Below are 24,355 nucleotides of genomic sequence, written 5' to 3'. Positions count from 1 at the left end.
AATGACCGAACCCTTCGAACCCAAGATCACCGCCTTCGTCTGCAACTGGTGCACGTACGCCGGCGCCGACCTCACCGGCACCAGCCGCATCAAGTACCAGTCCAACGTCCGGGTGCTGCGCCTGCCCTGCACGGGCCGCATCGACTTCATGCTGCTGGCCAAGGCCTTCTCCCGGGGCTCGGACGGCGTGATCGTCTCCGGCTGCCACCCCAACGACTGCCACTACACCTCCGGCAACTACCACGCCCGGAGGCGCTGGATGATCTACCGCAACCTCATGGACTTCATGGGCATCGATACGCGCAGGGTGACCTTCTCCTGGGTGTCGGCCGCCGAGGGGGCCCGCTGGGCGGAACTGGTGAACGAAGTCACCACCACCGTCCGGGAGCTGGGCCCCTACACCGAATACAAGGAACTCGCCCTGACCGGCGTGGAGTGACCATGGACCTGAGAGAAAAATCCCGGCAGCTCCTGGAAAGCGGCGACGTCAAGGCCGTCATCGGCTACGAGCAGGGCACCATGGGCGCCCGGCGCCCGGCCTTCGTCAAGAAGGCCGAAAAGGCCGATCGCCTCGTCTTCGACGAGGCCTGCGCGCAGAACCTCGCCACCTACCTCACCCGCCCCGAGATCAGGAAGCTCGGGCGCGTGGCCATCACCGCCCGGCCCGACACCCTGCGCGCCATCCTCCAGCTCATGGCCGAGCGCCAGGTCAAGGAGGAGAACGTCCTCGCCCTGGCCGGGGACGGCACCGTGGAGCTCGCCTCGGCCCAGGCCATCGAGGAGCACCTGGCCACCTCGGCCAAGGAGCTCCCCGCCAGGGACCGCGAGATCCTGGAGCGCCTCTCGAAGATGGACCGGGCCCAGCGCTGGGCCTTCTGGCAGGGCGAGCTGAGCCGCTGCGTGAAGTGCTACGCCTGCCGCAACAGCTGCCCCATGTGCTACTGCGGCCACTGCACCATGGACTGCAACCGCCCCCAGTGGGTGCCGGTGGCCAGCCACGCGCTGGGCAACCTGGAGTACCACATGGTGCGCGCCATGCACCTGGCGGGGCGCTGCGTGGAGTGCGGAGACTGCGGCCGGGCCTGCCCCGTGGGCATCCCCATCCACCTCCTCACCTTCAACTGCGAAGAGAGCGTGCACCACCAGTTCGGCCAGAGGGCCGGGGCCAGCTCGAAGCTGGACTACGCCCTGTCCACCTTCCGTCCCGACGACAAAGAGACCTTCATCCGGTAGGGTGCCATGGCAGACAACTTCTTCCTCCCCCAAGCATCCCTCGACACGCTGTTCGCGGCCCTGGCCAAGGACGGCCGCCGGATCCTGGCCCCCACGGACCGGGACGGGCGCACCGAACTCAATCCCGTGGACAAGCCCGCCGACGTGGCCAAGGACTACCTCCAGACCATCCTCTCCGCCAAGGAGGCCGCCTTTCCCAAGGTGGAGCGGCTCATGAGCTTCACCACCGGCTCCAAGTCGGTGGACCTGGTGGACGCCGAGCCCCATGCCCTGCCCACCGTCCTCTTCGGCGTCCGCCCCTGCGAGGCCTCCGGCTTCAGGGCCCTGGACGCGGTGTTCAACTGGGACACCCGCGACCGCTTCTTCAACGCCCGCATGGAGGCCCTGGCCGTCATCGGCGTGGCCTGCACGAGGAAGGACGACGCCTGCTTCTGCACCAGCGTCGGCGGCGGACCCGGCTCCACCGCGGGCAGCGACATCCTGCTGACGCCCGTGGACGGCGGCTTCCTGGCCGAGGTCCTGACGGAGAAGGGCAAGGCCATGGCGGCCCTGGCCCCAGAGGCCTTCAAGGCCGACCCCGGCCTCGAGAAGAAGGTCGTGGACGTGCCGGTCGCCTTCGACCAGCCCGGCCTCACGAGGCGGCTCAAGGACCGGTTCGAGGACGGCATCTGGGTCGAGCAGAGCCTGCGCTGCGTGGGCTGCGGCGCCTGCGCCTACGTCTGCCCCACCTGCGTGTGCTTCGACATCGTCGAGGAGTCCGACGCCAAGGGCGGCCACCGCCTGCGCACCTGGGACTCCTGCGGCGGCCACATGTTCACCCTCCACGCCTCCGGCCACAACCCCCGCGAGACCCAGGCCCAGCGCTGGCGCCAGCGGGTCTACCACAAGTTCTCGTACTACCCCGAGCGCTACGACATGCTCGGCTGCGTCGGGTGCGGCAAGTGCACCCGGGCATGCCCCGTGGACATGAACCTCCAGGAACACCTGGCGGAAGCGGCCCAGGCCTGAGGGAGACACGACCATGACCGACACCAACATCTACCTCCCCCACCTCATGCGCATCGCGAAGATCACGGAGGAAGCCCCCGCCGTGAAGACCTTCCGGCTGGAGTTCATGGATGCGGCCGCCGCCGCGGCCTTCAGCTTCGAGACCGGCCAGTTCGGCCTCTACAGCGCCTTCGGCGAAGGCGAGTCCACCTTCTGCATCGCCTCCTCCCCCACCCGCAAGGGCTACATCGAATGCACCTTCCGCGAGGCGGGCCGGGTCACCGCGGCCCTGGCCGACAAGGAGGAGGGCGACGTGGTGGGCTTCCGGGGCCCCTACGGCAACCGCTTTCCCATCGAGCAGTGGAAGGGGAAGAACCTGGTCTTCATCGCCGGCGGCATCGCCCTGCCCCCGCTGCGCAGCGTCATCTGGAACTGCCTGGACCTGCGGGACTGGTTCAAGGACATCACCATCGTCTACGGCGCCCGCAGCGTCGCCGACCTGGTGTACAAGGACGAGCTCAAGGAATGGGAGGCCCGTCCCGACGTGAACCTGGTGGTCACCGTGGACCCCGGGGGCGACGTCCCCGGCTGGACCGGCAAGGTGGGCTTCGTCCCCCCCGTGGTGGAGGCCCTCAACCCCAGCCCCGACAACACCATCGCCCTGGTGTGCGGCCCGCCCATCATGATCAAGCTCACGCTGCCCGTGCTGGCCAAGCTGGGTTTCCCCCCGGAGGCCATCTTCACGACCCTGGAGAACCGCATGAAGTGCGGGCTGGGCAAGTGCGGCCGGTGCAACACGGGCAGCAGCTATGTCTGCAAGGACGGGCCGGTGTATACGCTTGAGCAGTTGAACAGCCTGCCGGCCGAGTACTAGCCGCAAGAACCGGGTTGTGGACAGGTGCCACCCGCCCCTACCTTGGGAGGGCCGCCACCGGCCCGATCGGACTCCCATGACCCGCACCATCCGCCCCGCCCTCGCCACCGACGCCGAAGCCATCGCCGCCATCGGCCGCCGCAGCTTCGTGTGGGCCTTCGGCCACCTCTACCCCCGCAAGGAGGTCCTGGACCGCTATCTGGACGCGACCTACTCGGTGGCGAAGATCGCCGCCAGCCTCGCCAAGCCCGCCAACGTCTACTTCGTCGCGGAGGGCGACCGGATCGAAGGCTTCCTGAAGCTGAAGGCGGAAAGCCCGGATCGCTGGCAGACCCAGAAGCTCTACATCGATCCGGACCTCATCCAGGGCGGCGCCGGCAAACAGCTCATGGCCGCCGGGGAGGAGGCCATGCTCCGCCGGGGGGTGGCGTCGTCCTGGCTCGTGGTCTATGAGGGGAACGGGCGCGCGCTTCGCTTCTATGCCGGCCTGGGCTATGCCCCGGCAGGGACCCGGACCCTGGACTTCGAGGGGACCCTCATCCGGTTCCTGGAAATGGAAAAGACGTTCCTGGCCCCGTAGGGAAACCCAAGGAAAGGACCGGCCAGCCAGGAAGGAGAAGGCGCGCAGGCTACCTGCATTCGCCGACCCATTCCTGCACTCGCCCTGCTGAAACAGGATGAATCGGATTTAGGGGATGGATGGGGATCTTCTCGCCTTGAGCTGCCCCGTTCATCCCTTGTCCAGGAAGCCCCGGGCTTTCCAAATGGTCCTAGTTTTCCTTCACGTCCACGCCCAGCGCCTTGAGGAGCCATGCGTCCACGTCCACCGCGATGGCGATCCGGGCGGAAAGGGGGGACCCGATGCCGTGGCCGGTGTCGGCGCTGGTGCGCAACAGCACCTCCCCGCCTGGATTGGCCTCCTGCAGCCTGGCGGCCATCTTGCGCGACTGCATGGGGTCCACCCGGGGGTCGTTGGCGCCGGTGAGGAAGAGCACGGAGGGGTAGGCGACGCCGTCCTTCACGCGGTGGTAGGGGGAGTAGGCGTACATGGCCTTGAACTGCTCAGGGTCCTTCACCGTGCCGAACTCCGTCGTGTTGAACTGCCCGTTGGGCGAGTCCTCCACGTGGATCATGTCGTAGATGCCCACGTGGGAGACCACGGCGCGGAAGAGGTCGGGCCGCTGGGTCAGGGCCGCGCCCATGAGCAGGCCGCCGTTGGAGCCGCCTTCGATGGCCAGGCGCGACGGGGTCGTGTAGCCCAGCTGGACCATCCGCTCCGCGCAGGCGATGAAGTCGTCGAAGACGTTCTGCTTCCGGGTCAGGCGGCCGGCGTCGTGCCAGGCCTCCCCGAACTCCCCGCCGCCCCGCAGGGCGGTGTGCACCTGGACGACGCCCTGTTCGAGGAGCACATGGGCCAGGTCGCTGTAGTAGGGCTGGGTGCTGACGCCGAAGCCCCCGTAGCCGGTGACCAGGGTGGGAGCCTTGCCGTCCCTTCGGGTGCCCTTGGGCTGGAGGATGAACATGGGGATGCGCGTGCCGTCCTTGGACGTCGCCTCCTCCCGGATGACCTCCGCGTCGCCGAAGTCGGCCAGGGGCGTGGTCCGCACCAGGGTGGGCTCGAGGCGGCCGGCCGCGGCCCGGTAAACGAGTCCTTCCATGGGGCGGGTGAAGCCCGTCGAGAAGAAGAAGACGTCATCGCCTTCCAGGGACTGGAGCCCGGCGTTCGTCGAGACAGGGGGCGCGGGGATCGTCCCGGGGAGCTCCCGGCCCTTGAGGTCGAACTGGCGCACCCGGGAGGGGCCGCCCAGCAGTTCCGCCACGTAGACCCGGGTCCTGCCGGGGGCCAGTTCGGTGAGGATGCCCTCCTGCTGCGGAATCACGACCCTGGCCTTGGCCAGGACCGGGTTCGCCAGGGGCATGCGCAGCACCTTGTGGCGGGGCGCGTCCTTCTTGCTGAGGAGCCAGAGGGCGCCGTCGCGGCCGAACTGCGCGTCGATGATGCCGTCCTCCTCGCGGGCCACCTGGGACCAGCGCCCGGCGTGGCGCAGCCAGAGGGCGTAGTCCCCGCCGTCGCCCTTCTCCACCAGGGCGAACTGGGCCCTGCCGTCCTCGGAGGAGGCCAGGCGGGTCTCGGCGATGCGCGGGAAGGCCCTGCCCACCTCGTGGGCGTCCGCGGAATCAGCGGTGCCCAGGCGGTGGAAGTGGACCTGCTGGAAGAAGTCCAGGTCCGCGGCCGGCCTTTCCCCCTTGCGCGGATACCGGGTGTACCAGAACCCCAGGCCGTCCCTGGCCCAGGCCAGGCTCCCGCCTCCGGTCCCGACCTGGACCCGCGGGATGACGTCCCCGGTCTCCTTGCCGGTGGCGGTGTCGTACACGTGGAGCGTCCCCTCCTCGCTGCCGCCCCGGGACAGGGACACGGCCACCTTGGCGCCGTCCAGGGACGGCACGAACCAGTCGATGGCGGTGCCGCCGGTGGGGTCGAGGGCCATCAGGTCCAGGAGCACCCGGGGCTGGGCGCCCGGAGCGATGGAGCCCAGCACCACCAGGTCGGGCTGCTGGCGGTGGGCGGGGTCGTGGCGCAGGGCGAAGATGCGCCCCGGCCGCCACACCAGGCCGCCCAGGCTGGGCGGGCGGTTCATCATCAGGGCGGTGATGCGCCTGCGCAGGATCTGCACCCCCGGCAGCCCGTCCAGGACCGCCCGGGCCCGCGCGTTCCGCTCCGCGCTCCAGGCCACGACCGCGGGGTCCTGGCCGTTCTCCAGCCAGCGGTGGCCGTCCCGGATCGTCACCCCGTGAAGCGTCTCCGTGACGGCCGGAGGCGCCGAGCCCCCCCATCCGGAACCGGCAAGGAGGAGCAGGGCAAAGGCGATCGGCCGCATGGTGGACTCCGGGGAGACGGGTCCGCCCCTGGACACTGGAGCGGGAGGCCGTTCGCAGTATCATATAACGATGCCATCCCGAGGGAATGGCCAGGAGGAAGCATGCTTCGGTCGCTGACACTGTCCCTGCTCTGCGGGACCATGGCCCTACCCGCCCTCGCGGCGGGGCCCCACCCCATCACCATCCACGACCTGCTGGCCATGGAGCGGCTGGGGGACCCGCGGGTCTCCCCGGACGGGGCGTCGTTCACCTTCGCCGTGGGCACGCCGGACCTGGCTGCCAACAAGACCGCCCATGACCTGTACCTGGGCGACGTGGCCGGCACCTGGACGCGGCGCATCACCGCGCCGGGCACCTCCAACTTCCAGGCCCGCTGGGCCCGGGACGGCAAGGCGGTGTTCTTCGTGTCGGGCCGGTCCGGCTCGTCCCAGGTGTGGCGCCTCTCCCTGGACGGGGGCGAGGCCGAGCAGGTCACGAAGCTGCCCCTGGACGTGGACGCGCTCGAGGTGGCCCCGGACGGGAAGTCGCTGCTGCTGGGCATGGCCGTCTTCCCGGGGAAGACCCCCGCGGAGACGAAGAAGCTGATGGAGGCCAAGGAGGCCGGCAAGGCCTCCGGCATGGTCTTCGACGGCCTCATGGCGCGCCACTGGGACACCTGGACCGACGGCACCCGCAACCACGTGTTCACCTTCGACCTCGCCACCGGCAAGGCCCGGGACCTGATGCCCGCCCTGGACGCCGACTGCCCCACCAAGCCCTTCGGCGGCAGCGAGGACTTCGCCGTCAGCCCCGACGGCAAGGCCCTGGTGTTCTCCGCCAAGGACATGGGCAGGGCGGAAGCCTGGTCCACCAACTTCGACCTCTTCGTGGTGCCCATGGACGGCTCCGCCGCCCCGAAGCGCATCACCACCAACCCCGCCTGGGACGCCCAGCCCCGGTTCTCCCCCGACGGCAGGACCCTGGCCTACCTGGCCATGAGCCGCCCCGGCTTCGAGGCGGACCGCTTCGACATCGTGCTGCGCGACTGGGCCACGTCCAGGGAGCGCAAATTCACCCTGCGCGTGGACGCCACGGCCCAGGGCGACCGTTCCGCGGGCACCATCGCCTGGTCCCCGGACGGCAGGACCCTCTACTGCCTGTCGGAGAACCTGGGCCAGCGCGCCCTGTTCGCGCTCGACCCCGCCACGGGCAAGGCCACGATGATCGTGGGCCAGGGCACCCTGGACGCCATCGAGTTCGCCAAGGGCGGACGCATCCTCTACGGCATGAATTCCCTCAAGGGCCCCACGGAGTTCTACACCGTGGACCCCGCGGGCAGGGACATCCGCCAGGTCACCCACTTCAACGATGCGCGCATGGCCGCGGCGAAGACCGGCAGGGCCGAGCAGTTCACCTTCAAGGGCGCCAAGGGCGACACGGTCTACGGCTACCTGGTCTACCCCGTCGACTTCGACCCCGCGAAGAAGTACCCCGTGGCCTACCTGGTGCACGGCGGCCCCCAGGGCACCTTCGGCAACGACTTCCACTACCGCTGGAACCCCCAGGTGTACGCGGGCGCCGGCTACGCCGCGGTCTGCGTGGACTTCCACGGCTCCACCAGCTACGGCCAGGCCTTCACCGACGCCATCCGAAACGACTGGGGCGGCGCGCCCTTCGAGGACCTCATGAAGGGCCTGGACCACGTCCTGGCCAAGCACCCCTTCCTGGACAAGGACCGCGTCGGCGCCCTGGGCGCGTCCTACGGCGGCTACATGATCAACTGGATGGCCGGCCACACCGACCGCTTCAAGACCCTGGTGTGCCACGACGGCAACCTGGACGAGCGCATGGCCTACTACGACACCGAGGAGCTGTGGTTCCCCGAGTGGGAGCACGACGGCCTGCCCTGGGAGAACCCCGGGGGCTACGCCAAGGTCAATCCCATCGAGTTCGTGAAGAACTGGAAGACTCCCATGTTCGTCATCCACGGCATGAAGGACTACCGGATCCCCTACTCCCAGGGGCTGGCCACCTTCACCGCCCTGCAGCGCAAGGGGATTCCCTCCAAGCTGCTCGTCTTCCCCGACGAGAACCACTGGGTGCTCAAGCCGGCCAACTCCCTGCAGTGGCATGAGAACGTGCTGGGATGGCTGGACCGCTGGCTCAAGTAGCGGGACGCAGGCGGAACGGGAAGGAGGGGGCGGCCGCCCCCTCTTTTCCGTTGTGGCCATTTGCCATTGATAGCCGATTTCTTCCCATTGCCTATATTGGTACCGCGAGGTTCCACCCCCGGCGCGCACGGAAAACCGGCGGGGGCCAGGGAGCCTTGCGGGACACGGAGGCCACCATGGAGAAGAGGCTGCATCCCCGCATATCGACGGAAAACATCTGCACGGCGCGGTTCAGCCTGGGCGACCGGGGCTGGACGGACGAGGACGTTCCCGATCTGGGGTCCCGCGGCTGCGGCGTCCGGATCCCCCTGGCCGAACTGGGGCCCCTGAAGCCGGGCGCCGTGGTGGAGGCCCTGCGCCTGAGCCATCCCGGCGTGCCCCGGCAGCCCGTCAAGGGCAAGGTGGTGTGGAGCCACCGGGCCCGGCACCACGGGAAGGAGTTCATGGACGTCGGCCTGGAGTTCACGGACCTCCCGGGCACGTTTGTCGTGGAACTGGAGACATACTTGAAGTTCGCAGCGATGAACAGCACGCCGTTCATCGACATGTTCGGCATGCCCACCTGACCTGCCCTCCCTGCGGATGGACACCCGGCTCCGGAGCGGAGAGGCTTTGCCCGGACGCGCATTGATCCAACCCCTATCGAAGATTCTGCGCGATTCTGGTACAAAGAAATTTTCCCCCCGGAGCCCCCCGCATGTCCGAAAAGCACGCCTTCAAGAGCGAACTGCAGCAGATCCTCAACCTCATCACCCACAGCCTCTACTCCCACAAGGAGATCTTCCTCCGCGAGCTGATCAGCAACGCCAGCGACGCCATCGACAAGATCCGCTTCAATTCCCTGCAGAACGATCCCCTCCTGGAGGGCGACCGGGAATGGAAGATCCGCCTTTCCGTGGACAAGGAGGCCCGCACCCTCACCGTCTCGGACAACGGCATCGGCATGGACCACGACGCCCTGGTGGAGAACCTGGGCACCATCGCCAAGTCCGGCACCAAGGCCTTCCTGGACAGCCTCAAGCAGGCCGACGCCGCCGCCAAGCCCGGGCTCATCGGGCAGTTCGGCGTGGGGTTCTACTCCGCCTTCATGGTGGCCGACAAGGTGACCGTCGTCTCCCGCGCCGCCGGCGCGGCGGGGGCGATGCGGTGGGAATCCGACGGGCTGGGCGAATTCACGGTGGACCCCGCGGAGCGCGCGGGGCGCGGCACCGACGTCGTGCTCCACCTCAAGGAGGACGAGGGGGAGTTCCTGACCGAGTACCGCCTCCGCGCCATCGTCAAGCAGTTCTCCGACTTCATCGAGCACCCGGTGGTCATGGACGTGGAGAAGGGCGAAGGGAAGACGGAGGAGGAGACCCTCAACTCCCGCAAGGCGCTCTGGCTGCGCAGCAAGGTGGACGTGACCCCCGAGGAGCACGAGGCCTTCTACAAGCAGATCTCCGGCGACTTCGACGCCCCGGCGAAGGTGATCCACTACGCCGCGGAAGGCACGCTGGAATTCAAGGCCCTGCTCTACATCCCCAAGCGCAAGTCCTGGGACCTCCAGTTCGCCGAGCCCAAGGTGGGGCCCCGGCTCTACATCAACCGCGTGCAGATCATGGACCACTGCGAGGCCCTGCTGCCGCCCTACCTGCGGTTCGTGAAGGGCGTGGTGGACTGCTCCGACCTGCCCCTGAACGTGAGCCGCGAGCTCCTCCAGCACAACCCCCTGCTTGAGAAGATCCAGAAGAGCCTGGTGAAGAACGTCTTCCAGGCCCTCAACGACCTCAAGGCAAACGACCCCGAGGCCTACGAGGGCGTCTTCAAGGAGCTGGGCCCCTTCCTCAAGGAGGGCCTGGCCAGGGACTTCGCCAACCGCGAGCAGCTCTGCGACCTGCTCCTGGTGGGCACCCTGAAGACCCCGGCCGGCAAGACCACCACCCTGGCCCAGTACGTGGAAGCCAAGCCCGAGGACCAGAAGGACATCTTCTTCCTCGCCGGCGAGGACCGCGCGGTGCTCGAGCACGCGCCGGCCCTGGAGGCCTACCGCCACCGCGGCTGGGACGTGCTGCTGCTCACCGATCCCATCGACGCCTTCGTGTTCCCCACGCTTCCCGACTACAAGGGCCTGGCCTTCAAGGCCGCGGACCGCCACCAGCCGGAGCTGGAGCCCGAGGAGAAGAAGAAGGAGGAGGCTGCCACGGAGGCCTTCAAGCCCCTCCTGGGCCTGCTCAAGGGCCTCATCGGGGGCCTGCGCGACGTGCGCCTCACCCGCCGGCTCAAGGAGAGCGCCTCCTGCCTCACCGCGGACGAGGACGCTATGGACCCCCACATGGAGCGCCTGCTCCAGAAGCTGGGCCAGGGCGCCGCGCCCCAGGAGCGGGTCCTGGAGCTGAACCCGGAGCACCCCGTGGTCAAGGGCCTCCTGGAGATCTACACGAAGGACATGACCGATCCCCGCATCGAGGCCTACGGCCGCCTCCTGCACGACCAGGCCCTCCTGGCCGAGGGCTCCCGCCTGGCGGACCCCACCGCCTTCGTGAAGCGCCTCAACGACCTGATGATGAAGGACGCCCTCAGGGCCTAGCATGGACGCTCTGGCACGCCAGGTGGTCTACCAGGTCTTCCCCGAAGCCTTCGGGGGCCTGGAGGGTGTCACGGAACACCTGGACCACCTGGCCGGCCTGGGCGTGACCACGGTCTACCTGACGCCCATCGTCCCGGCACCGACCGACCACCGGTACGACGCCACGGACCTTTCCGCCGTGGACCCCGCCTTGGGCGGCGAGCCCGCCCTGGAGCGCCTCCTGGCCGGGCTGCACGGGCGGGGCATGCACCTGGTGCTGGACCTGGTGCTCAACCACGTCTCGGACCGGCACCCCTGGTTCCGTGCGGCCCTCGCCGGGGACCCGGCGTACCGGGGCTTCTTCACGTTCCTTCCGGACGGGCGGTACCAGTGCTGGAAGGGGTTCCGGGGAATGCCCGAACTGGACCTCGCCGAAGGCGCCGTGCTGGACCGCCTGTACCGGGGACCCGGCAGCGTCGTCGAGCGCTGGCTGGACCTGGGCGTGGACGGCCTGCGCTTCGACGTGGCCCAGGACGTGGGCCTGGCGGTGGCGGAGGACCTGGCCGCGCGGGTGCGGGAGCGGTGGCCCCGGTGCCTGCTGATCGGGGAGGTGTTCGGCTACGGCGGCGGCTGGTGCCGGGGTTTCCACGGCACGATGAACTACTACCACCAGAACGCCCTGCTCTCCTGGCTGAACGGGGAGATCGGCGCGGTCCAGGCCAACCGGGCGGTTGCGGACGTGCGGGAAGGGTGGGGCCTGGACGGTGCGCTCCGCTCCTGGAACATGCTCTCCAGCCACGACACGCCCCGCCTTCGCAGCGCCCTGGCCGACGCCGGCGGCATCGACCTCGCCCAGCTGGCCCAGATGACCCTCCCGGGCGTGCCCCTGGTCTACTACGGCGAGGAGGTCGGCATGGAGGGGGGCGCCGACCCCGACAACCGCCGGCCCATGGTGTGGGACCCGGCCCGCTGGGACCGCGGCAGGCTGGCCTGGACCCGGAAGCTCATCGCCCTGCGGCGGGGCAGCCCCGAGCTGATGTCCGGCGACGTGAAGGTGCTCGGCGACCGCCTGCCCGGCAACGCCCTGGTATTCCTGCGGTATACCGAACAACCGGGCGAGGCCGCCCTGGTGGTCGTCAACGCCGCCTCCGACCCCCTGCGGGCGAAACTGCTGATCCCCTATCCCCACTGGCCCGATGGGGTTCCCTTGCGGGACGCGCTGGGCCAGGCGGGCGAGGTGACCGTGCGCACGTCCAGCGTGGCCCTCGATATCGCCCCCCGGTCGGGCGCGGTGTACCGGGCCGTCGAACCTCTGGAGACGTACCGCTATTTCAAGCCCCGCAACCGGGCCGATGCATGATGTCTAGCCCACCACCCGCGAGATGTGCTCCTGCAGCACCTGCAGCGGGAAGGGCTTCTTGAGGAACTCCAGGAACCCGTACTCCCGCGCCACCTTGGTGCCGGCCTCCTCGGAGAAGCCGCTGCACAGGATGGCCCGGGCCCCGGGGTCCTCCTCCCGGATGGCGCGGAAGGCGTCGGGGCCGCTCATGCGGGGCATGGTGGCGTCCATGAGGATGAGCCCCAGGCTGGCCCGCTCCCGGCGGTGGACCTCCACCGCCTCGAGGCCGTCGCGGGCCTGGAAGACGGTGTAGCCGAGGTTCTCCCGCAGGTATTCGGCAAGGGTCTCCTGCAGGTCCTCGTCGTCGTCCACGAGGAGGATGGCCCGCTTCCCGCTGGGGGCGGATACGGCCGCGGCTTCCTGGGCCGGGGCGGCGGCGGGAGGGAAGAGGAGGCGGATCGTGGTGCCCCTTCCGGGGGAGGAACGCACCCAGAGGCCGGCGCCGTGGCCCTTGAGGATGCCCAGGGCGGTGGAGAGGCCCAGGCCCCGGCCGGGGCGGTAGGTGGAGAAGAAGGGGTCGAAGGCCCGGTCCAGGACCTCCCGGGTCATGCCGGAACCGGCGTCCTCGATGGCCAGGCACACCAGGGGGCCCGCGCTGGCGGGAAGGTGGATCCAGTGCCCGGAGGCGGGGTCGCCCTCCCCCATGTCCTGGAGCCGGGTGGAGATGCGGATGGTCCCCTCCGCCCCGCCCTGCGCCTCCCGTGCGTTGGCCACGAGGCCGTCGAGCACTTCGCACAGCTGCCCGGAATCCCCTTCGACCAGGGGGAGCCCGGGACCCGCCTCGAAGCGGATGCCCGCGCCGCCGCGGCCCGCGAGGCAGTCCTGGACCATGCGGTTGAGGTCCAGCGTGTCGGACCGGCGGAAGCCCTTGCCCGAGACGTCCAGCATGCGGTGGGCGAGCACCGAGGCCTTCGCCAGGACCTTGAGGGCCCGGGCCACGGCGGCGCGGGCCGCCCCGGGGGCCGTGGTCTCCATGGAGGCCACTTCCAGGTTGCCCTGGATGGCCTGGAAAAGGTTGTTGAAGTCGTGGGCGATGCCCCCGGCCATGCGGCCCAGGCTCTCCATCTTCTGGGCGTTGCGCAGGACGGCGTCGGCGGCCTTGAGCTGCTCCTGCGCCTCGCGCAGCTGGCGCTCCACCTCCACCGCGTGCAGGGCCCGCTCCACGGCGCCGGGCAGGGCCCCGAGGAAATGGGCGTCCTTGACCAGGTAGTCCAGGGCGCCCTTCCTCATCATCTCCACGGCGATGCGCTCGTCGCCGCTGCCGGTGGTGACGATGAAGGGGGGCATGTCGGCCCGCTCCAGGATCTCCACGGCCGTCATGTCGGGGAGGGAGAAGTCCAGGAGCACCAGGCCGGGTCGCCGGGCGGCCAGGATCTCCAGGGCGGCCCGGCCCGTGGCGGCGTGAAGGAAGTCCCACCCGCGCTGGAAGATCTCCTCCCTCACCAGTTCGGTGAGGCCCTGGTCGTCCTCCACCAGCAGGATGAGGGTTGGCTCGGTCATGGGTCGGCCACCTGGATTACCTGAAGGAACCGTCCCAGGTTGGTGAGGGCCGCGGAGAAGTCCTCGAAATTCCTGGGCTTGGTGACGTAGAAGTTGCACCCGGCATCATAGCAGACCGCCACTTCCCGGGGATCGTCGGTGGTGGTGAGCATGATGACCGGGGTCCGGCGGGTGCCCGGATCCGCCTTGAGGCGGCGCAGGACCTCCACGCCCCCCACCCGCGGCATGTTGATGTCCAGGAGCAGGAGGTTCCTGCCGGCGCGCCCGGGGCCCTGGAAGTAGTCCAGCACCTCCTGCCCGTCCCGGAAGCGCAGGATGGGGCCGGTCACCCCAGCCTCCTGGAGGTGCTCCCGGATCAGGACGGCATGGCCCTCGTCGTCCTCGGCGATGAGGATGGTCACGTTCTCGAAGGGCTGGACGGTAGGCATGGGGTCACCCGCGGGGAAGTTCGAGGAAGAACCGGGAGCCCTCGCCGGGCGTGGATTCCACCCGCACCCGGCCCCCGTTGCGCTCCGCCATCCGCCGCACCAGGGTGAGGCCCAGCCCCTCCCCCGGGACGGGACCCTGGGGGTCCAGCCGCTGGAAGATCTCCCAGATTCGCTCCTGGTGTTCGCCGGAGATTCCCACGCCGTTGTCCTCCACGCAGTACTCGCACGATTCCCCCGCCACCCGGCCGGAGACGCGCACCCGCAGCGGGCGGTCGCCGTGGCGGTACTTCACGGCGTTGTCCAGGAGGTTGGAGACGATCTGGGTGGCCTGGGCCGAGTCGGCCCTGCAGGGGGGAAGGTCCTCCACCTGCAGGGCGCCCTCCGCGCTCTCGAACTGGTAGGCCAGCGTCTTCGAGCAGGAGGCCAGCACCGCGTTCATGTCCAGGGGCCCGGTGCGGAGCACCATGCGGCCCGCCCGCGAGAGGGTGAGCAGGCCGTTGATGATGGCGTCCATGCGGATGCCGGAGGCGCGGATGAACTCGAGCGAGGAGGGCATCCGCTCCTGCAGGTGGGGCCTGGCGGCCTCGGCGAAGGCCTCCAGGGACCCGGCCCCTTCCTGGGCCTTGCGCAGTTCCTCCAGGGACCGGGCCAGGCGCTGGCTGAAGCCCTGGATGTTCACCAGCGGGCTCCGCAGGTCGTGGGAAGCCACGTAGAGCAGGGTCTCCAGCTCCTTGTTCTTCTGCTCCAGCTCGGCCATGAGGCGCTCCCGCTCCCGCTCCACCCGCTTGCGGATGGAGATGTCCGTGACCAGGATGGCCAGCGCCGAGATCGCTCCCTGGGCGTCGTGCACCGAGGCCAGCGACACCCGGGCGTCCAGGACGGATCCGTCCCGGCGCCGCAGGCCCACCTCGAAGGTCTCCGAAGCCGCCGGCTGCTGCAGGATGGCCTTCGCCGTCAGGAAGGGGAGGTGCGCCTCGGGAACGAAGGCCGAGTAGTGCCTGCCCAGCATCTCCCCGGGCGCGTAGCCCCCCATCTCCGCCAGGCGCTGGTTGCAGAAGGTGAGGGCGCCCGAGGAATCCACCAGGGCCAGGCCCTCGTTGAGGGTCTCCACCACCACCCGGTACTTCTCCTCGCTGGCGCGCAGGGCCCGGGTGGCCTCGATCTTTTCGGACACGTCGTCGCCCAGCAGCAGGAGGAGGCGCTCCCCGCGGCTCGTGAAGGGGACGAGGTGGGCGACGATCCACACCTCCTTGCCGAAGCTGGAGGTGAAATGGGCTTCCACGGTCTGGTCGGCGCCGCTGGCCAGGGCACGGTCCGCGGCCTCCCGGAGGCCGGACTCCTTCCAGGACTTCAGGCGCCTGAAGTTCTGCTTGAGGATCTCGCCGGGGCTGCCGTTGAGGATCCGGGCGGCGGCCTCGTTGGTCAGCACGCAGGCCCCGTCGGCGTCCCGGTAGAGCATGATGCCCATGGGCGAGGCGGCGATGAGCTTCTGGTTCAGGGAGAGGACCTCCGAGAGGTCCATCTGGGCCTCCACCCGGTCCGACACGTCCTCCAGGAACCAGAGGACCCCCTGCTCCGGGCGCCCCGGCGCCACCGGTCCCCCCACCAGGTAGGCCCAGAAGGGGCTCCCGTCCACGCGGCGCAGGCGCACTTCGCCCCGGAAGGCCGAACCCGGCTCCGCGAAGCCCTCGATGACCCGGCCGAACTTCCCGAAGGCCGCGTCGTCCTGGTGCCAGCCCCGGGTGTCCACCCCGGCAAGGGACTCGGCGTCCGCGCCCAGGAGCCCGGCGCAACGGGCGTTGGCCCAGACCACCTTGCGGTCCCGGATGAGCACGGCGCCCATGGCGCACCCCTCCAGCACCGCCGGGATTCCCGCGGGCTCCGCCGGGGCCCTCCTGCGGGCCAGGGCCAGCCCCGCCAGGGCCGCGCCCAGCAGGAGACCGATGACGAGGGCCAGGAAGGGCATGGACGATCCGCAGAGACTTCTACCCTACCATCAGGGCTTTTGTTTGGGCGTCAAGGCGTCGGCCAGGTCCACCACCACCATGGTGCCGTAGCCCTTGTGCTCCCCGATGGCCGCCCCGGCCACCCGGAACTTCGGGTTGAAAAGGCTGCGGCGGTGCCCGCGGTCCTTCACGCCGTCGTCGATGACCAGCTGGATCACGGTCATGCGGGGCGTCTCCAGGCCGTAGTTGATCACCTCCCCGGTGAGGGATTCGGGGTCGCCGTACCGCCTCATGCGCTGGCCGGGCCGGGACCCGTCGGTGCCGGCGTGGCCGGTCTCGCCCGTGGGCCCCTGGTCGAGCACGTGGTCCCGGGCGGCCAGGTGGAGCTCCTCGCTGTAGGCGATGAGCTCCATCACCGGCTCCACCTTCTCCAGGAATTCGGCGGCCTCGATCACCGCCGCCCGTCCCTCGCTGGTGCGGATGGGCACGTGCTCCGCGAGCCGCCAGAGGGTGCCTTCGAAGCGCAGACCCAGGGCCCTCAGATACTTGGCGTACTCCCTGGGGAACCTGCGGATCTTGTTGATCTCCCGCACCACGGCGATCTCGTCGGGAGTGGAGCGCGGGACGGGCTGGCCCCAGAGGCAGAGAGACGACAGTGTCGCGGCCGCCAGGAAACGGAACATGGTCACCCCCGTGGGGGGATTCTACTCCTCTCCGCGCCTGGGCGTGCCTTCGGGGTCGAAGAGGTAGCCCACGCTGCGCACGGTGTGGACCCACCGGGGGGCGTGGGCGTCCTTCTCCATGGCGCGGCGGATGCGGACGATGAAGTTGTCCACGGTGCGCGTGGTGGGGTAGGTCTCCTCGCCCCAGACCTTGTCCAGGATGTCGGTGCGGCTCACCACCTGGCCGGACTGCTCCATGAGGAGCTTGAGGATCATGCACTCCTTGACGCCCAGCACGAAGGAGCCGTGAGGGCCCTCCCCGCAGAAGTTCTCGAAGTCCACCCAGTACTCCCCGAACCGCTGGCGGCCGCTGAGGCTCCGGTTCCGGTACCAGTCCTCCCGGCGCAGGATCGCCCGGATCCTCAGGAGCAGCTCGGTCACCTGGAAGGGCTTGCCCAGGTAGTCGTCGCCCCCGGTCTCGAAGCCCCGGACCCGGTCGTCCTCGGTGTTCTTGGCGGTGAGGAAGAGGATGGGCGTGTAGTTCTTGGCCTCGCGGACCTTCTGGCAGACGGTGAAGCCGTCCATGCCCGGCAGCATCACGTCCAGGATCACCAGCTCGTACTGCCCGGCCAGGATGCGCTTGAGGGCGTCGTCGCCGCGGGTGACCCAGGTGCACGGAAGGCCTTCGAGCTCGAGGTTGAGCTTGATCCCTTCGGCGAGACTGAGCTCGTCTTCTACCAGGAGGATCTTGGGTTCATTCATTTCGGGCTCCTGCAGGTCCCCGGGTGTTGAGGTTAGAATGGTGCCAATCGGAGTCCCGGATGGTTTCCTATCTCAGTATCGTAATTCCCATCTATAACGAAGAAGCAAATATTACCAACCTTTGGGCGAGACTGTCCAAGGTGCTGAACGAGAACTGGCCCGGCCCCGGGAAAACCTGGGAGGTCGTGTTCACCGACGACGGGAGCCGGGACCGGTCCCTGGACATGCTCCTGGACATCGCCGCCGGGGAGCCCCGGGTGACGGTGGTGGAGTTCAACCGGAACTACGGCCAGCATTCGGCCATCTTCGGGGCCTTCGCCGTGGCCTCCGGGGAGGTGGTGGTGACCATGGACGCCGACCTCCAGAACCCGCCCGAGGAGATCCCCAAGCTGGTGGCCAAGATCGAGGAGGGCTTCGACGTGGTGGGCGGCTGGCGCCAGGGCCGCACCGACAACGACAGCTTCTTCCGCACCATGCCCAGCAAGATCGTCAACGCCGTCACCCGCAGGACCACCGGCGTGCGGCTCCACGACTACGGCTGCATGCTCCGGGCCTACCGGCGCGAGATCGTGGACGCCATGCTCCTGTGCAAGGAGCGCTCCAGCTTCATCCCGGCCCTGGCCAACAGCTTCGCCAAGCGCATCGCCGAGGTGCCCGTGGGGCATGCCGAAAGGGCCGCCGGGGACTCCAAGTACGGCTTCTGGAAGCTCATCAACCTCCAGTTCGACCTGCTCACCAGCTTCTCCCTGCTGCCCCTCCAGATGCTCAGCGTCCTGGGGGTGGCCATCTCCCTCCTGGGCATCGGCTTCGGCATCGCGCTCATGGTCTACCGGATCCTGCACCCGGAGGGGTCCGTGGGCGGGGTCTTCACCCTGTTCGCGGTGCTTTTCTTCTTCGTGGGCGCCCAGTTCCTGGCCTTCGGGCTCCTGGGCGAGTACATTGGGCGGATCTACCAGGAAGTGCGGGACCGTCCCCGCTACGTCGTAAAGAAGCAGCACCACAGGGAACCCGGCCAGGATTGACCCGCCGGGACGTCCATCAGGCTTCACGGGGAGAGGAGGGCATGGGCGAACGCAAGCGGATCCTCTTCGTCGAGGACGACCCCGTCCTCCGGGACCTCCTTCGGGAGTCCCTGAAGGACATGGCGCCCGTGTGGGCCATGTCCTTCGTGGGCAGCGGCGAGGCCGCCCTGGAGGCCTTCGAGCAGTCCCCGTTCCACGTCGTGGTCTCCGATCTCTGGATGCCGGGCATGAACGGCGCCCAGCTCCTGCAGAAGGTCATGGTGCGCTACCCCGCCACCCTGCGCTTCGTCCTTTCCTCCTGCGAGGACCGCAAGCTGACCACGGACGTCGTGGACCGGGCCCACCAGTTCCTGGGCAAGCCCTGCGACCCGGCCTTCCTGAAGTCCGTCCTGCGCCGCACCTTCCACCTGGGCTCCCAGGTGCACAACGACCACGCCAAGGAGCTGGTGGCGCGCATCGGGCGGCTGCCCAGCGTGCCCGCGCTGTACCAGGAGATCACCCGCCTCATGGGCTCGGAGCGGGCCACCCTGGAGGACCTGGGCGCGGCCATCGGCAGGGACATGGCCATGACCGCCATGATCCTCAAGCTGTCGAATTCCGCCTTCTTCAGCCTCCGCCAGACGGTGTCCACCCCCGCCGAGGCCGTCTCCATCCTGGGCATCGACCTCCTGCGCTCCCTGGTGCTGGCCCACGGGCTCTTCAGCCAGGCCGGGGCCTTCCGCTTCCCCAGCTTCGGGCTGGCCCACCTCTGGCGCCACAGCGTCGCCGTCGCCTCGGCCACCAAGCAGATCGCGGAGGCGCAGGGGCTGGGGCGGTCCGCCTCCGCCGAGTACTTCACCGCCGGGCTCCTCCACGACGTGGGGATCCTGGTGCTGGCCTCCCGGTTCCCGGACGAGTATGCCCGGGTCCTGGACCTCGGCCGCAGCGGCGGCTCGGACCTGGAGACCGCCGAGTACCACGTGCTGGGCGCCACCCACGGCGAGGTGGGCGGCTACCTGCTGGGCCTCTGGGGGCTCCCCCACGCCGTGGTCCAGGCCGCGGCCTGGCACCACCAGCCCACCCTCCAGGACACCGCCGCCTTCACGCCCGCCCTGGGCGTCCACATCGCCGACAGCCTCCTGAGCTCCGACCCCGAGCACGAGATCTTCTCCACCGCCAAGCTGGACGAGGCCTACCTGACCAGCCTGGGGCTCCGGGAGCGCGTGCCCGATTGGACGGCCGCGATCGAGCCGGACCCGGCCGGGTTGAGCGACCTCATCACCTGATCGAATTGAGAGGCGGGATCCTTCATTTCGATTGACCAGATGCGGACCAGGGCGCGCCGCCTAAACATATCAGTTGATATGGTGGGGGATCGAATCCTGGAACGGATGATGCAGCCTGGGAGGACCAAGGAGTTCTCCCGTGAGAATGCTCATCCCCGCTTCGCTCGCCTTCGCCCTCACAGCCCCCTTTGTCCTTTCGGCCCAGATCACCCTCCGGGTCCAGGTCAGCCCCCCGCCCCTTCCCTACTATGATCAGCCCCCCGTCCCCCTGGACGATTCCGTATGGACGCCCGGCTACTGGGCCTATGAGGGTGACGACTACTACTGGGTTCCCGGCACCTGGGTCATGGCGCCCGCCCCGGGCCTCCTCTGGACCCCCGGCTATTGGGGTTGGGAGGGCGGCTGGTTCCTGTTCCATTCAGGCTACTGGGCCACCCACGTGGGCTTCTACGGCGGCATCAACTACGGCCATGGCTACAGTGGATCCGGCTACCAGGGCGGTCGCTGGGAGGGCGGGCACGTCCGGTACAACCGGTCCGTGACCACCGTGGACGCCCGGCGGACCTCCCGTGTGTACAGCCAGCCGGTGCGGACGCGTACCGTGAAGACCGCCTTCAATGGCGGTCCCGGCGGCCTCCGGGCCGCACCCACCCGCCAGGAGCGCGCCGCCGGCGCCGAGCGCCACGAACCCCCCACGCCCGACCAGGACCGCCATGACAGGGGCGCCAGCCAGAACAGGGACCTCCGCAATTCCGCCAACCATGGCAGGCCCCCCGTGGCCGCCACCGGCAGACCGGCCGATTTCACGCCCGGGTCCTCCGTTCCCGCCAAGGCGCCCCCCGAAAGGCGGCCTGAGCCCAAGCGGCCCAACGCAGAACCGGCCCACGGCCCATCCCATGCCCAACGTCCCGCCCAGCCCCGCCAGCCGCCTGCCGCCCAGGCTGCGCCCCGGGAGCGCCCCGCCCTGGACCCGCCCCGGCCCCGCCCCGACCCCCCCCGCCGGGAAGCGCCCGCCCCGCCCCACCCTGAGCGCCCGGTCCTCCCCCGCCCGAATGGCCAGCCTCAGCGGGATCCCGGGCCCGCGCGGGAGCGCCCCAACCTCGACCCGCCCCGCCGGGAGGCGCCCCACGCCCAGCCCGCACCTCACCCGGATCCCGGCCACGGCCGGGAACGGGAAGATCATCCCAAGCCCTGACGCCCGCGTCCCGAGCTCCGAGGGAACCCCGCCACCTCCATGCAAGCCATAAGGAACCGAACCATGAGAATGTCCAGACTGAACCCCGCCGCCGCCATCATGGGCACCGCCGCCATCCTGCTCGTCACGGGAGGCGCCCCGCTCCTGGCCTCCGACATGGACGACAAGATCGAGGCCTCCGCCAAGAACAGCTACAACTTCAAGACCTACCTGAAGGCCGACACCATCAAGGTGGACAGCGACAAGGGCGTCGTCACCCTCACGGGCACCGTGACCCAGGACTTCGACAAGTCCCTGGCCGAGGAGACCGTGGCGTCCCTGCCGGGCGTCAAGAGCGTGGTCAACAAGCTCACGATCGCCGGTGAACAGCCCGCCGCCCGCTCCGACGCCTGGATCAGCATGAAGGTGATGACGGCCCTGGCCTTCCACACCCACGTGAGCGCCTCCGCGACCACCGTCAAGACCGAGAAGGGCGTCGTCACCCTGACCGGCAATGCCGACAACGAGGCCCAGAAGCGGCTCACCGGGGAATATGCCAAGGACGTGGACGGGGTCACCGAAGTGCGCAACGACCTGGTCGTCCTCAACACCCCCAAGGCCGCCAAGGCGACCGTCGGCGAGAAGATCGACGACACCTCCATCACGGCCCAGGTGAAGACCACCCTCCTCTTCCACAAGGCCACCCATGTCCTGGCCACCAAGGTCGTCACCAAGGACGGCGTGGTGACCCTCCACGGCGAGGCCGCCAACGACGCCGAGAAGGCCCTCGTGAGCAAGCTCGCCGAGGACATCAACGGCGTCAAGTCGGTGCACAACAAGATGACCGTCAAGAAATCCTAGCCTGGCGGCATGGGCCGGCCCCGGAACGGGGCCGGCCCTTTTTTCGGTTCTTCACGGATTTCCGGGGAAGGCCGCACGGATCTTGAGGAAGAAGTAGGCCTCATCCCGGTACCCATAGGCGATCCGCTTCAGGACCTTGATCTTGTTGTTGATCTCCTCCAGGATGCTGGTGTTCAGGTGCCACCGGCAGTGCGAGAGGATGTCCTCGATCCGCTTGGCCAGGTTTTTCGCAAAACGTACCAAAGGCGGCAGGCCGCTTGAGGTGGCCATGGCCAGCCAGTTCTCCCAGGCCTTCCGGGCCCAGCCCTCTCGCTTAAAGCCCCACAGGGCCTTAAGGGCGTCCTTCATGACGTAGGCCGTCATGAGGGCTTGGTTCGCCTCCAGGAGCGCGTTGAGCCTGGTCTTGCTCTCCCGGTTGGGCAGGTTCTCCCAGTTGCCCAGCAGGAGCCACTTGGCCCCCTTGATGAGTTCCCGGGCGGCCTTGTCGTCCCGGCACCGATTGGCCTCGTTGACCCGGATTCGGTCGAGCACCTGCTTTCCGAAATTGGCCAGGACATGGAACTGGTCCAGGACGATCTCGGCATTGGGGCAGTGTTGGCGGACTTCCGCTTCGAAAGTGGGGGACATGTCCATGGCCACCGCCGCGATCTTGCGGCACCGCCGCTTGCCGAGCCATTCGAAGAAGGGCCTGATATCCGCCTTGCCCCGGCCTTTGCCCACCCAAAGCACTTGGCGGGTTTCGGTATCGGCGAACACCGTGGCGTAGCTCTGCCCCTTATGGAGGGCGAACTCGTCCATCATGAGCAGCCGGACCTTGCCTGGTCTGGCTGGCTCCAGCGTGCGCTCCAGATAGGCCTTGTCGATGTCCTTCACTGTGCCCCAGTGGAGGCCATAATGCTCGGCAGCCCGCTTGATGGGCATGACCTTGCACATGCGGGCCACACTCTCGGCCATGCGGTTGGTGACCCGTGCATAGGGTTCCAGCCAGTCCAGGGCCTCCAGCTTGGGTCCGCAGGCAGGGCAGGCCACCCGGGCACGCCCGACCACCAACACGGTATCCGCGTCGAACACGGGCAGGTCCCGGATCTCTCGCTGGGACCAGTCGTGCACCGCTGAAACCTTGCGCTGGCAGCCGCTGCAGGTCCGAGGGTGGACACCGAAGCCGAGCAACTCGATCCAGACCTGGGCGCGGGTACCCTTCTCCCCCGGTTCGAACCTTTCCACGGTTCCGACGCGATGCCCTTTCCATCCGCCCAAACGGGCAATAAGCTCCTTGGTAGGCAGCAGCGGCCTCCTCTCATCCTGGTTTCTCGACAACTCCAAGATGCCTGAAGTCCACTGCTGCCGACCTGTTACCCGATTAATCCGGCAATCTCGATCGAAGGGCCTATCGCCGAGGCGCCGAGGAGCCGAGGATCGCCGAGGAATAAAAAGAAGATCTTTTCTCGGCGAACCTCGGCCCCTCGGCGCCTCGGCGATAAGCTTTTCGTTTCAACTTACCTGGATGACGGGCTCAGAACGGCCCCTATCGACCGGACCCGGCCTCCTCGTCAGCACCAAGCTAAAGTGAGTGTGGGTCGGCGCCACCCCTCAAATCCGTGAAGAACCCTTTTTTCATGCCTTCGCCAGGGTCCGCGCCATCGCCATGAACGCCTTGGTCTGGGGGCTGTCCGGATGCGCCGCCACCAGCGGCACCCCGGAGTCCCCGCCGATGCGGATCTCCAGGTCGATGGGGACCTCGCCCAGGAAGGGCAGGCCCAGGCGCTGGGCGGCGGACTTCACGCCGCCGTGGCCGAAGATCTGGGTCTCCACGTGGCAGCTGGGACAGTGGAAGCTGGACATGTTCTCGACGATGCCGGTGATGGGCACCTTGACGGTCTGGAAGAGGCCGATGGCCTTGCGCGCGTCCAGGAAGGCCACGTCCTGCGGGGTGCTCACGATGACCGCGCCGTCCACCTTGGCGTTCTGGATCAGCGATATCTGGGTGTCGCCGGTGCCGGGGGGCAGGTCGATGAAGAGGAAGTCCAGGTCGCCCCACAGCACGTCGCCCAGGAACTGGGTGAGGGCCTTGTTGAGCATGGGCCCGCGCCAGATGACCGGGCGGTCCTCGTCGATGAGGAAGGCGATGGACATGAGCTTGAGGCCGAACTTCTCCACGGGGATGATCTTGCCCTCGGGGGTGGCCTCGGGTCCCTCCTTGATGCCGAACATCATGCCCATGCTGGGGCCGTGGATGTCGGCGTCCAGGAGCCCCACCTTGTGGCCGAGCGCGGCCATGGCCACGGCCAGGTTGGAGGCGACGGTGCTCTTGCCCACGCCGCCCTTGCCCGAGGCGATCACGTAGCACTTCTTGACGGTGGGCAGCAGGTTCTTGAATTCGGCCTGGGGGGTGCGCTCCCACTCGATGGAGATGGTCACCTTCTCCACCCCCTCGATGGCGCCCACGGCGCCGCCCAGCGCCTGGCGCACCACCTGCTCCCGGTCCTGGTAGGCGTCCAGGAGCTGCAGGCGCAGGATGACCTCCGCTTCCTCCACGTCGATGGCCTTGACCGCCTTCAGGGCCACCAGGTTGGCGTTGGCCCCGGGGATCTGGTAGGCGTTCAGGACATCATAGATGGCGGCGCGACTGATTCTCGTTCCCATGGCGGTCTCCAGCCTATTAGACTG

At 68.7% G+C, this 24,355-nt stretch carries 21 protein-coding genes; 13 read left to right on the top strand and 8 right to left on the bottom strand.

What is annotated here, in order from left to right; translation table 11 throughout:
- The first annotated feature begins 1 nt into the window (after nt 1).
- From ACZ5MC_RS03005 to ACZ5MC_RS02985, 5 genes are all read left to right on the top strand, one after another.
- Nucleotides 2–439 (top strand): hydrogenase iron-sulfur subunit, encoded by a 438-nt coding sequence (locus tag ACZ5MC_RS03005; RefSeq protein ID WP_306598802.1) that lies wholly within the window; start codon nt 2–4, stop codon nt 437–439.
- A gap of 2 nt (nt 440–441) precedes the next feature.
- Nucleotides 442–1,233: a 4Fe-4S dicluster domain-containing protein gene (locus tag ACZ5MC_RS03000; RefSeq protein WP_306598801.1), complete on the top strand. Its 792-nt coding sequence runs from the start codon at nt 442–444 to the stop codon at nt 1,231–1,233.
- Between the two features lie 6 nt (nt 1,234–1,239).
- Nucleotides 1,240–2,241, top strand: coding sequence for a 4Fe-4S dicluster domain-containing protein (locus ACZ5MC_RS02995; RefSeq protein WP_306598800.1), 1,002 nt, complete (start codon nt 1,240–1,242; stop codon nt 2,239–2,241).
- Between the two features lie 13 nt (nt 2,242–2,254).
- Nucleotides 2,255–3,094, top strand: coding sequence for an FAD/NAD(P)-binding protein (locus tag ACZ5MC_RS02990; RefSeq protein ID WP_306598799.1), 840 nt, complete (start codon nt 2,255–2,257; stop codon nt 3,092–3,094).
- Between the two features lie 76 nt (nt 3,095–3,170).
- Nucleotides 3,171–3,674: a GNAT family N-acetyltransferase gene (locus ACZ5MC_RS02985; protein ID WP_306598798.1), complete on the top strand. Its 504-nt coding sequence runs from the start codon at nt 3,171–3,173 to the stop codon at nt 3,672–3,674.
- 190 nt (nt 3,675–3,864) lie between these two features.
- Here ACZ5MC_RS02985 and ACZ5MC_RS02980 read toward each other — a convergent pair whose 3' ends face one another.
- Nucleotides 3,865–5,973: a prolyl oligopeptidase family serine peptidase gene (locus ACZ5MC_RS02980; RefSeq protein ID WP_464517014.1), complete on the bottom strand. Its 2,109-nt coding sequence runs from the start codon at nt 5,971–5,973 to the stop codon at nt 3,865–3,867.
- 102 nt (nt 5,974–6,075) lie between these two features.
- Between ACZ5MC_RS02980 and ACZ5MC_RS02975 the strand changes: the two genes are divergently transcribed.
- From ACZ5MC_RS02975 to ACZ5MC_RS02960, 4 genes are all read left to right on the top strand, one after another.
- The gene (locus ACZ5MC_RS02975; protein WP_306598796.1) at nt 6,076–8,124 is read left to right on the top strand and encodes a dipeptidyl-peptidase 5; all 2,049 of its coding nucleotides are present in this window, start codon (nt 6,076–6,078) and stop codon (nt 8,122–8,124) included.
- Between the two features lie 176 nt (nt 8,125–8,300).
- Nucleotides 8,301–8,690, top strand: coding sequence for a PilZ domain-containing protein (locus tag ACZ5MC_RS02970; RefSeq protein WP_464517013.1), 390 nt, complete (start codon nt 8,301–8,303; stop codon nt 8,688–8,690).
- A gap of 131 nt (nt 8,691–8,821) precedes the next feature.
- Nucleotides 8,822–10,690: a molecular chaperone HtpG gene (gene htpG / locus ACZ5MC_RS02965; protein WP_306598793.1), complete on the top strand. Its 1,869-nt coding sequence runs from the start codon at nt 8,822–8,824 to the stop codon at nt 10,688–10,690.
- Between the two features lies 1 nt (nt 10,691).
- On the top strand, nt 10,692–12,029 hold the full coding sequence (locus ACZ5MC_RS02960; protein WP_464517012.1) for an alpha-amylase family glycosyl hydrolase: 1,338 nt from the start codon (nt 10,692–10,694) through the stop codon (nt 12,027–12,029).
- 3 nt (nt 12,030–12,032) lie between these two features.
- Here the strand turns inward: ACZ5MC_RS02960 and ACZ5MC_RS02955 are convergent, their stop codons facing one another.
- From ACZ5MC_RS02955 to ACZ5MC_RS02935, 5 genes are read right to left on the bottom strand one after another with little or no spacing between them, the layout of a single operon-like run.
- A complete protein-coding gene (locus tag ACZ5MC_RS02955; protein ID WP_464517011.1) occupies nt 12,033–13,568 on the bottom strand; it encodes a hybrid sensor histidine kinase/response regulator in 1,536 nt (511 codons plus the stop codon).
- Nucleotides 13,565–13,996 carry a response regulator gene (locus tag ACZ5MC_RS02950; RefSeq protein ID WP_464517010.1) on the bottom strand — a complete coding sequence of 144 codons (432 nt, stop codon included), beginning with the start codon at nt 13,994–13,996 and terminating at the stop codon, nt 13,565–13,567. The genes ACZ5MC_RS02955 and ACZ5MC_RS02950 overlap by 4 nt, the downstream gene beginning before the upstream one ends.
- Before the next feature lie 4 nt (nt 13,997–14,000).
- Nucleotides 14,001–15,962: a PAS domain S-box protein gene (locus ACZ5MC_RS02945; protein ID WP_464517009.1), complete on the bottom strand. Its 1,962-nt coding sequence runs from the start codon at nt 15,960–15,962 to the stop codon at nt 14,001–14,003.
- A gap of 30 nt (nt 15,963–15,992) precedes the next feature.
- The gene (locus tag ACZ5MC_RS02940; RefSeq protein ID WP_464517008.1) at nt 15,993–16,625 is read right to left on the bottom strand and encodes a CAP domain-containing protein; all 633 of its coding nucleotides are present in this window, start codon (nt 16,623–16,625) and stop codon (nt 15,993–15,995) included.
- Nucleotides 16,626–16,646: 21 nt separating this feature from the next.
- Nucleotides 16,647–17,366 carry a response regulator transcription factor gene (locus ACZ5MC_RS02935; RefSeq protein WP_306598787.1) on the bottom strand — a complete coding sequence of 240 codons (720 nt, stop codon included), beginning with the start codon at nt 17,364–17,366 and terminating at the stop codon, nt 16,647–16,649.
- A gap of 59 nt (nt 17,367–17,425) precedes the next feature.
- Between ACZ5MC_RS02935 and ACZ5MC_RS02930 the strand changes: the two genes are divergently transcribed.
- The 4 genes from ACZ5MC_RS02930 (at nt 17,426) to ACZ5MC_RS02915 (ending at nt 21,688) form a co-directional block, all read left to right on the top strand.
- Nucleotides 17,426–18,388 carry a glycosyltransferase gene (locus ACZ5MC_RS02930; protein ID WP_306598786.1) on the top strand — a complete coding sequence of 321 codons (963 nt, stop codon included), beginning with the start codon at nt 17,426–17,428 and terminating at the stop codon, nt 18,386–18,388.
- Nucleotides 18,389–18,429: 41 nt separating this feature from the next.
- Nucleotides 18,430–19,653 carry a response regulator gene (locus tag ACZ5MC_RS02925; protein WP_306598785.1) on the top strand — a complete coding sequence of 408 codons (1,224 nt, stop codon included), beginning with the start codon at nt 18,430–18,432 and terminating at the stop codon, nt 19,651–19,653.
- A 145-nt stretch (nt 19,654–19,798) separates the two neighbouring features.
- A complete protein-coding gene (locus ACZ5MC_RS02920; RefSeq protein WP_464517771.1) occupies nt 19,799–20,848 on the top strand; it encodes a YXWGXW repeat-containing protein in 1,050 nt (349 codons plus the stop codon).
- A 63-nt stretch (nt 20,849–20,911) separates the two neighbouring features.
- Nucleotides 20,912–21,688 (top strand): BON domain-containing protein, encoded by a 777-nt coding sequence (locus ACZ5MC_RS02915; RefSeq protein ID WP_464517007.1) that lies wholly within the window; start codon nt 20,912–20,914, stop codon nt 21,686–21,688.
- A gap of 51 nt (nt 21,689–21,739) precedes the next feature.
- On the opposite strand, the gene ACZ5MC_RS02910 is transcribed toward ACZ5MC_RS02915, so the two are convergent.
- Together ACZ5MC_RS02910 and ACZ5MC_RS02905 are read right to left on the bottom strand one after the other, a co-directional pair.
- Entirely contained in the window at nt 21,740–22,912 is a 1,173-nt protein-coding gene (locus ACZ5MC_RS02910; RefSeq protein ID WP_464517006.1) for an ISL3 family transposase, read from the bottom strand.
- Between the two features lie 390 nt (nt 22,913–23,302).
- The gene (locus ACZ5MC_RS02905; protein WP_306598783.1) at nt 23,303–24,331 is read right to left on the bottom strand and encodes an Mrp/NBP35 family ATP-binding protein; all 1,029 of its coding nucleotides are present in this window, start codon (nt 24,329–24,331) and stop codon (nt 23,303–23,305) included.
- Between the last annotated feature and the right edge of the window lie 24 nt (nt 24,332–24,355).

Source organism: Mesoterricola sp. JemC181 (genome assembly GCF_055384585.1).
This window is presented reverse-complemented; position numbering and strand designations above follow the sequence as displayed.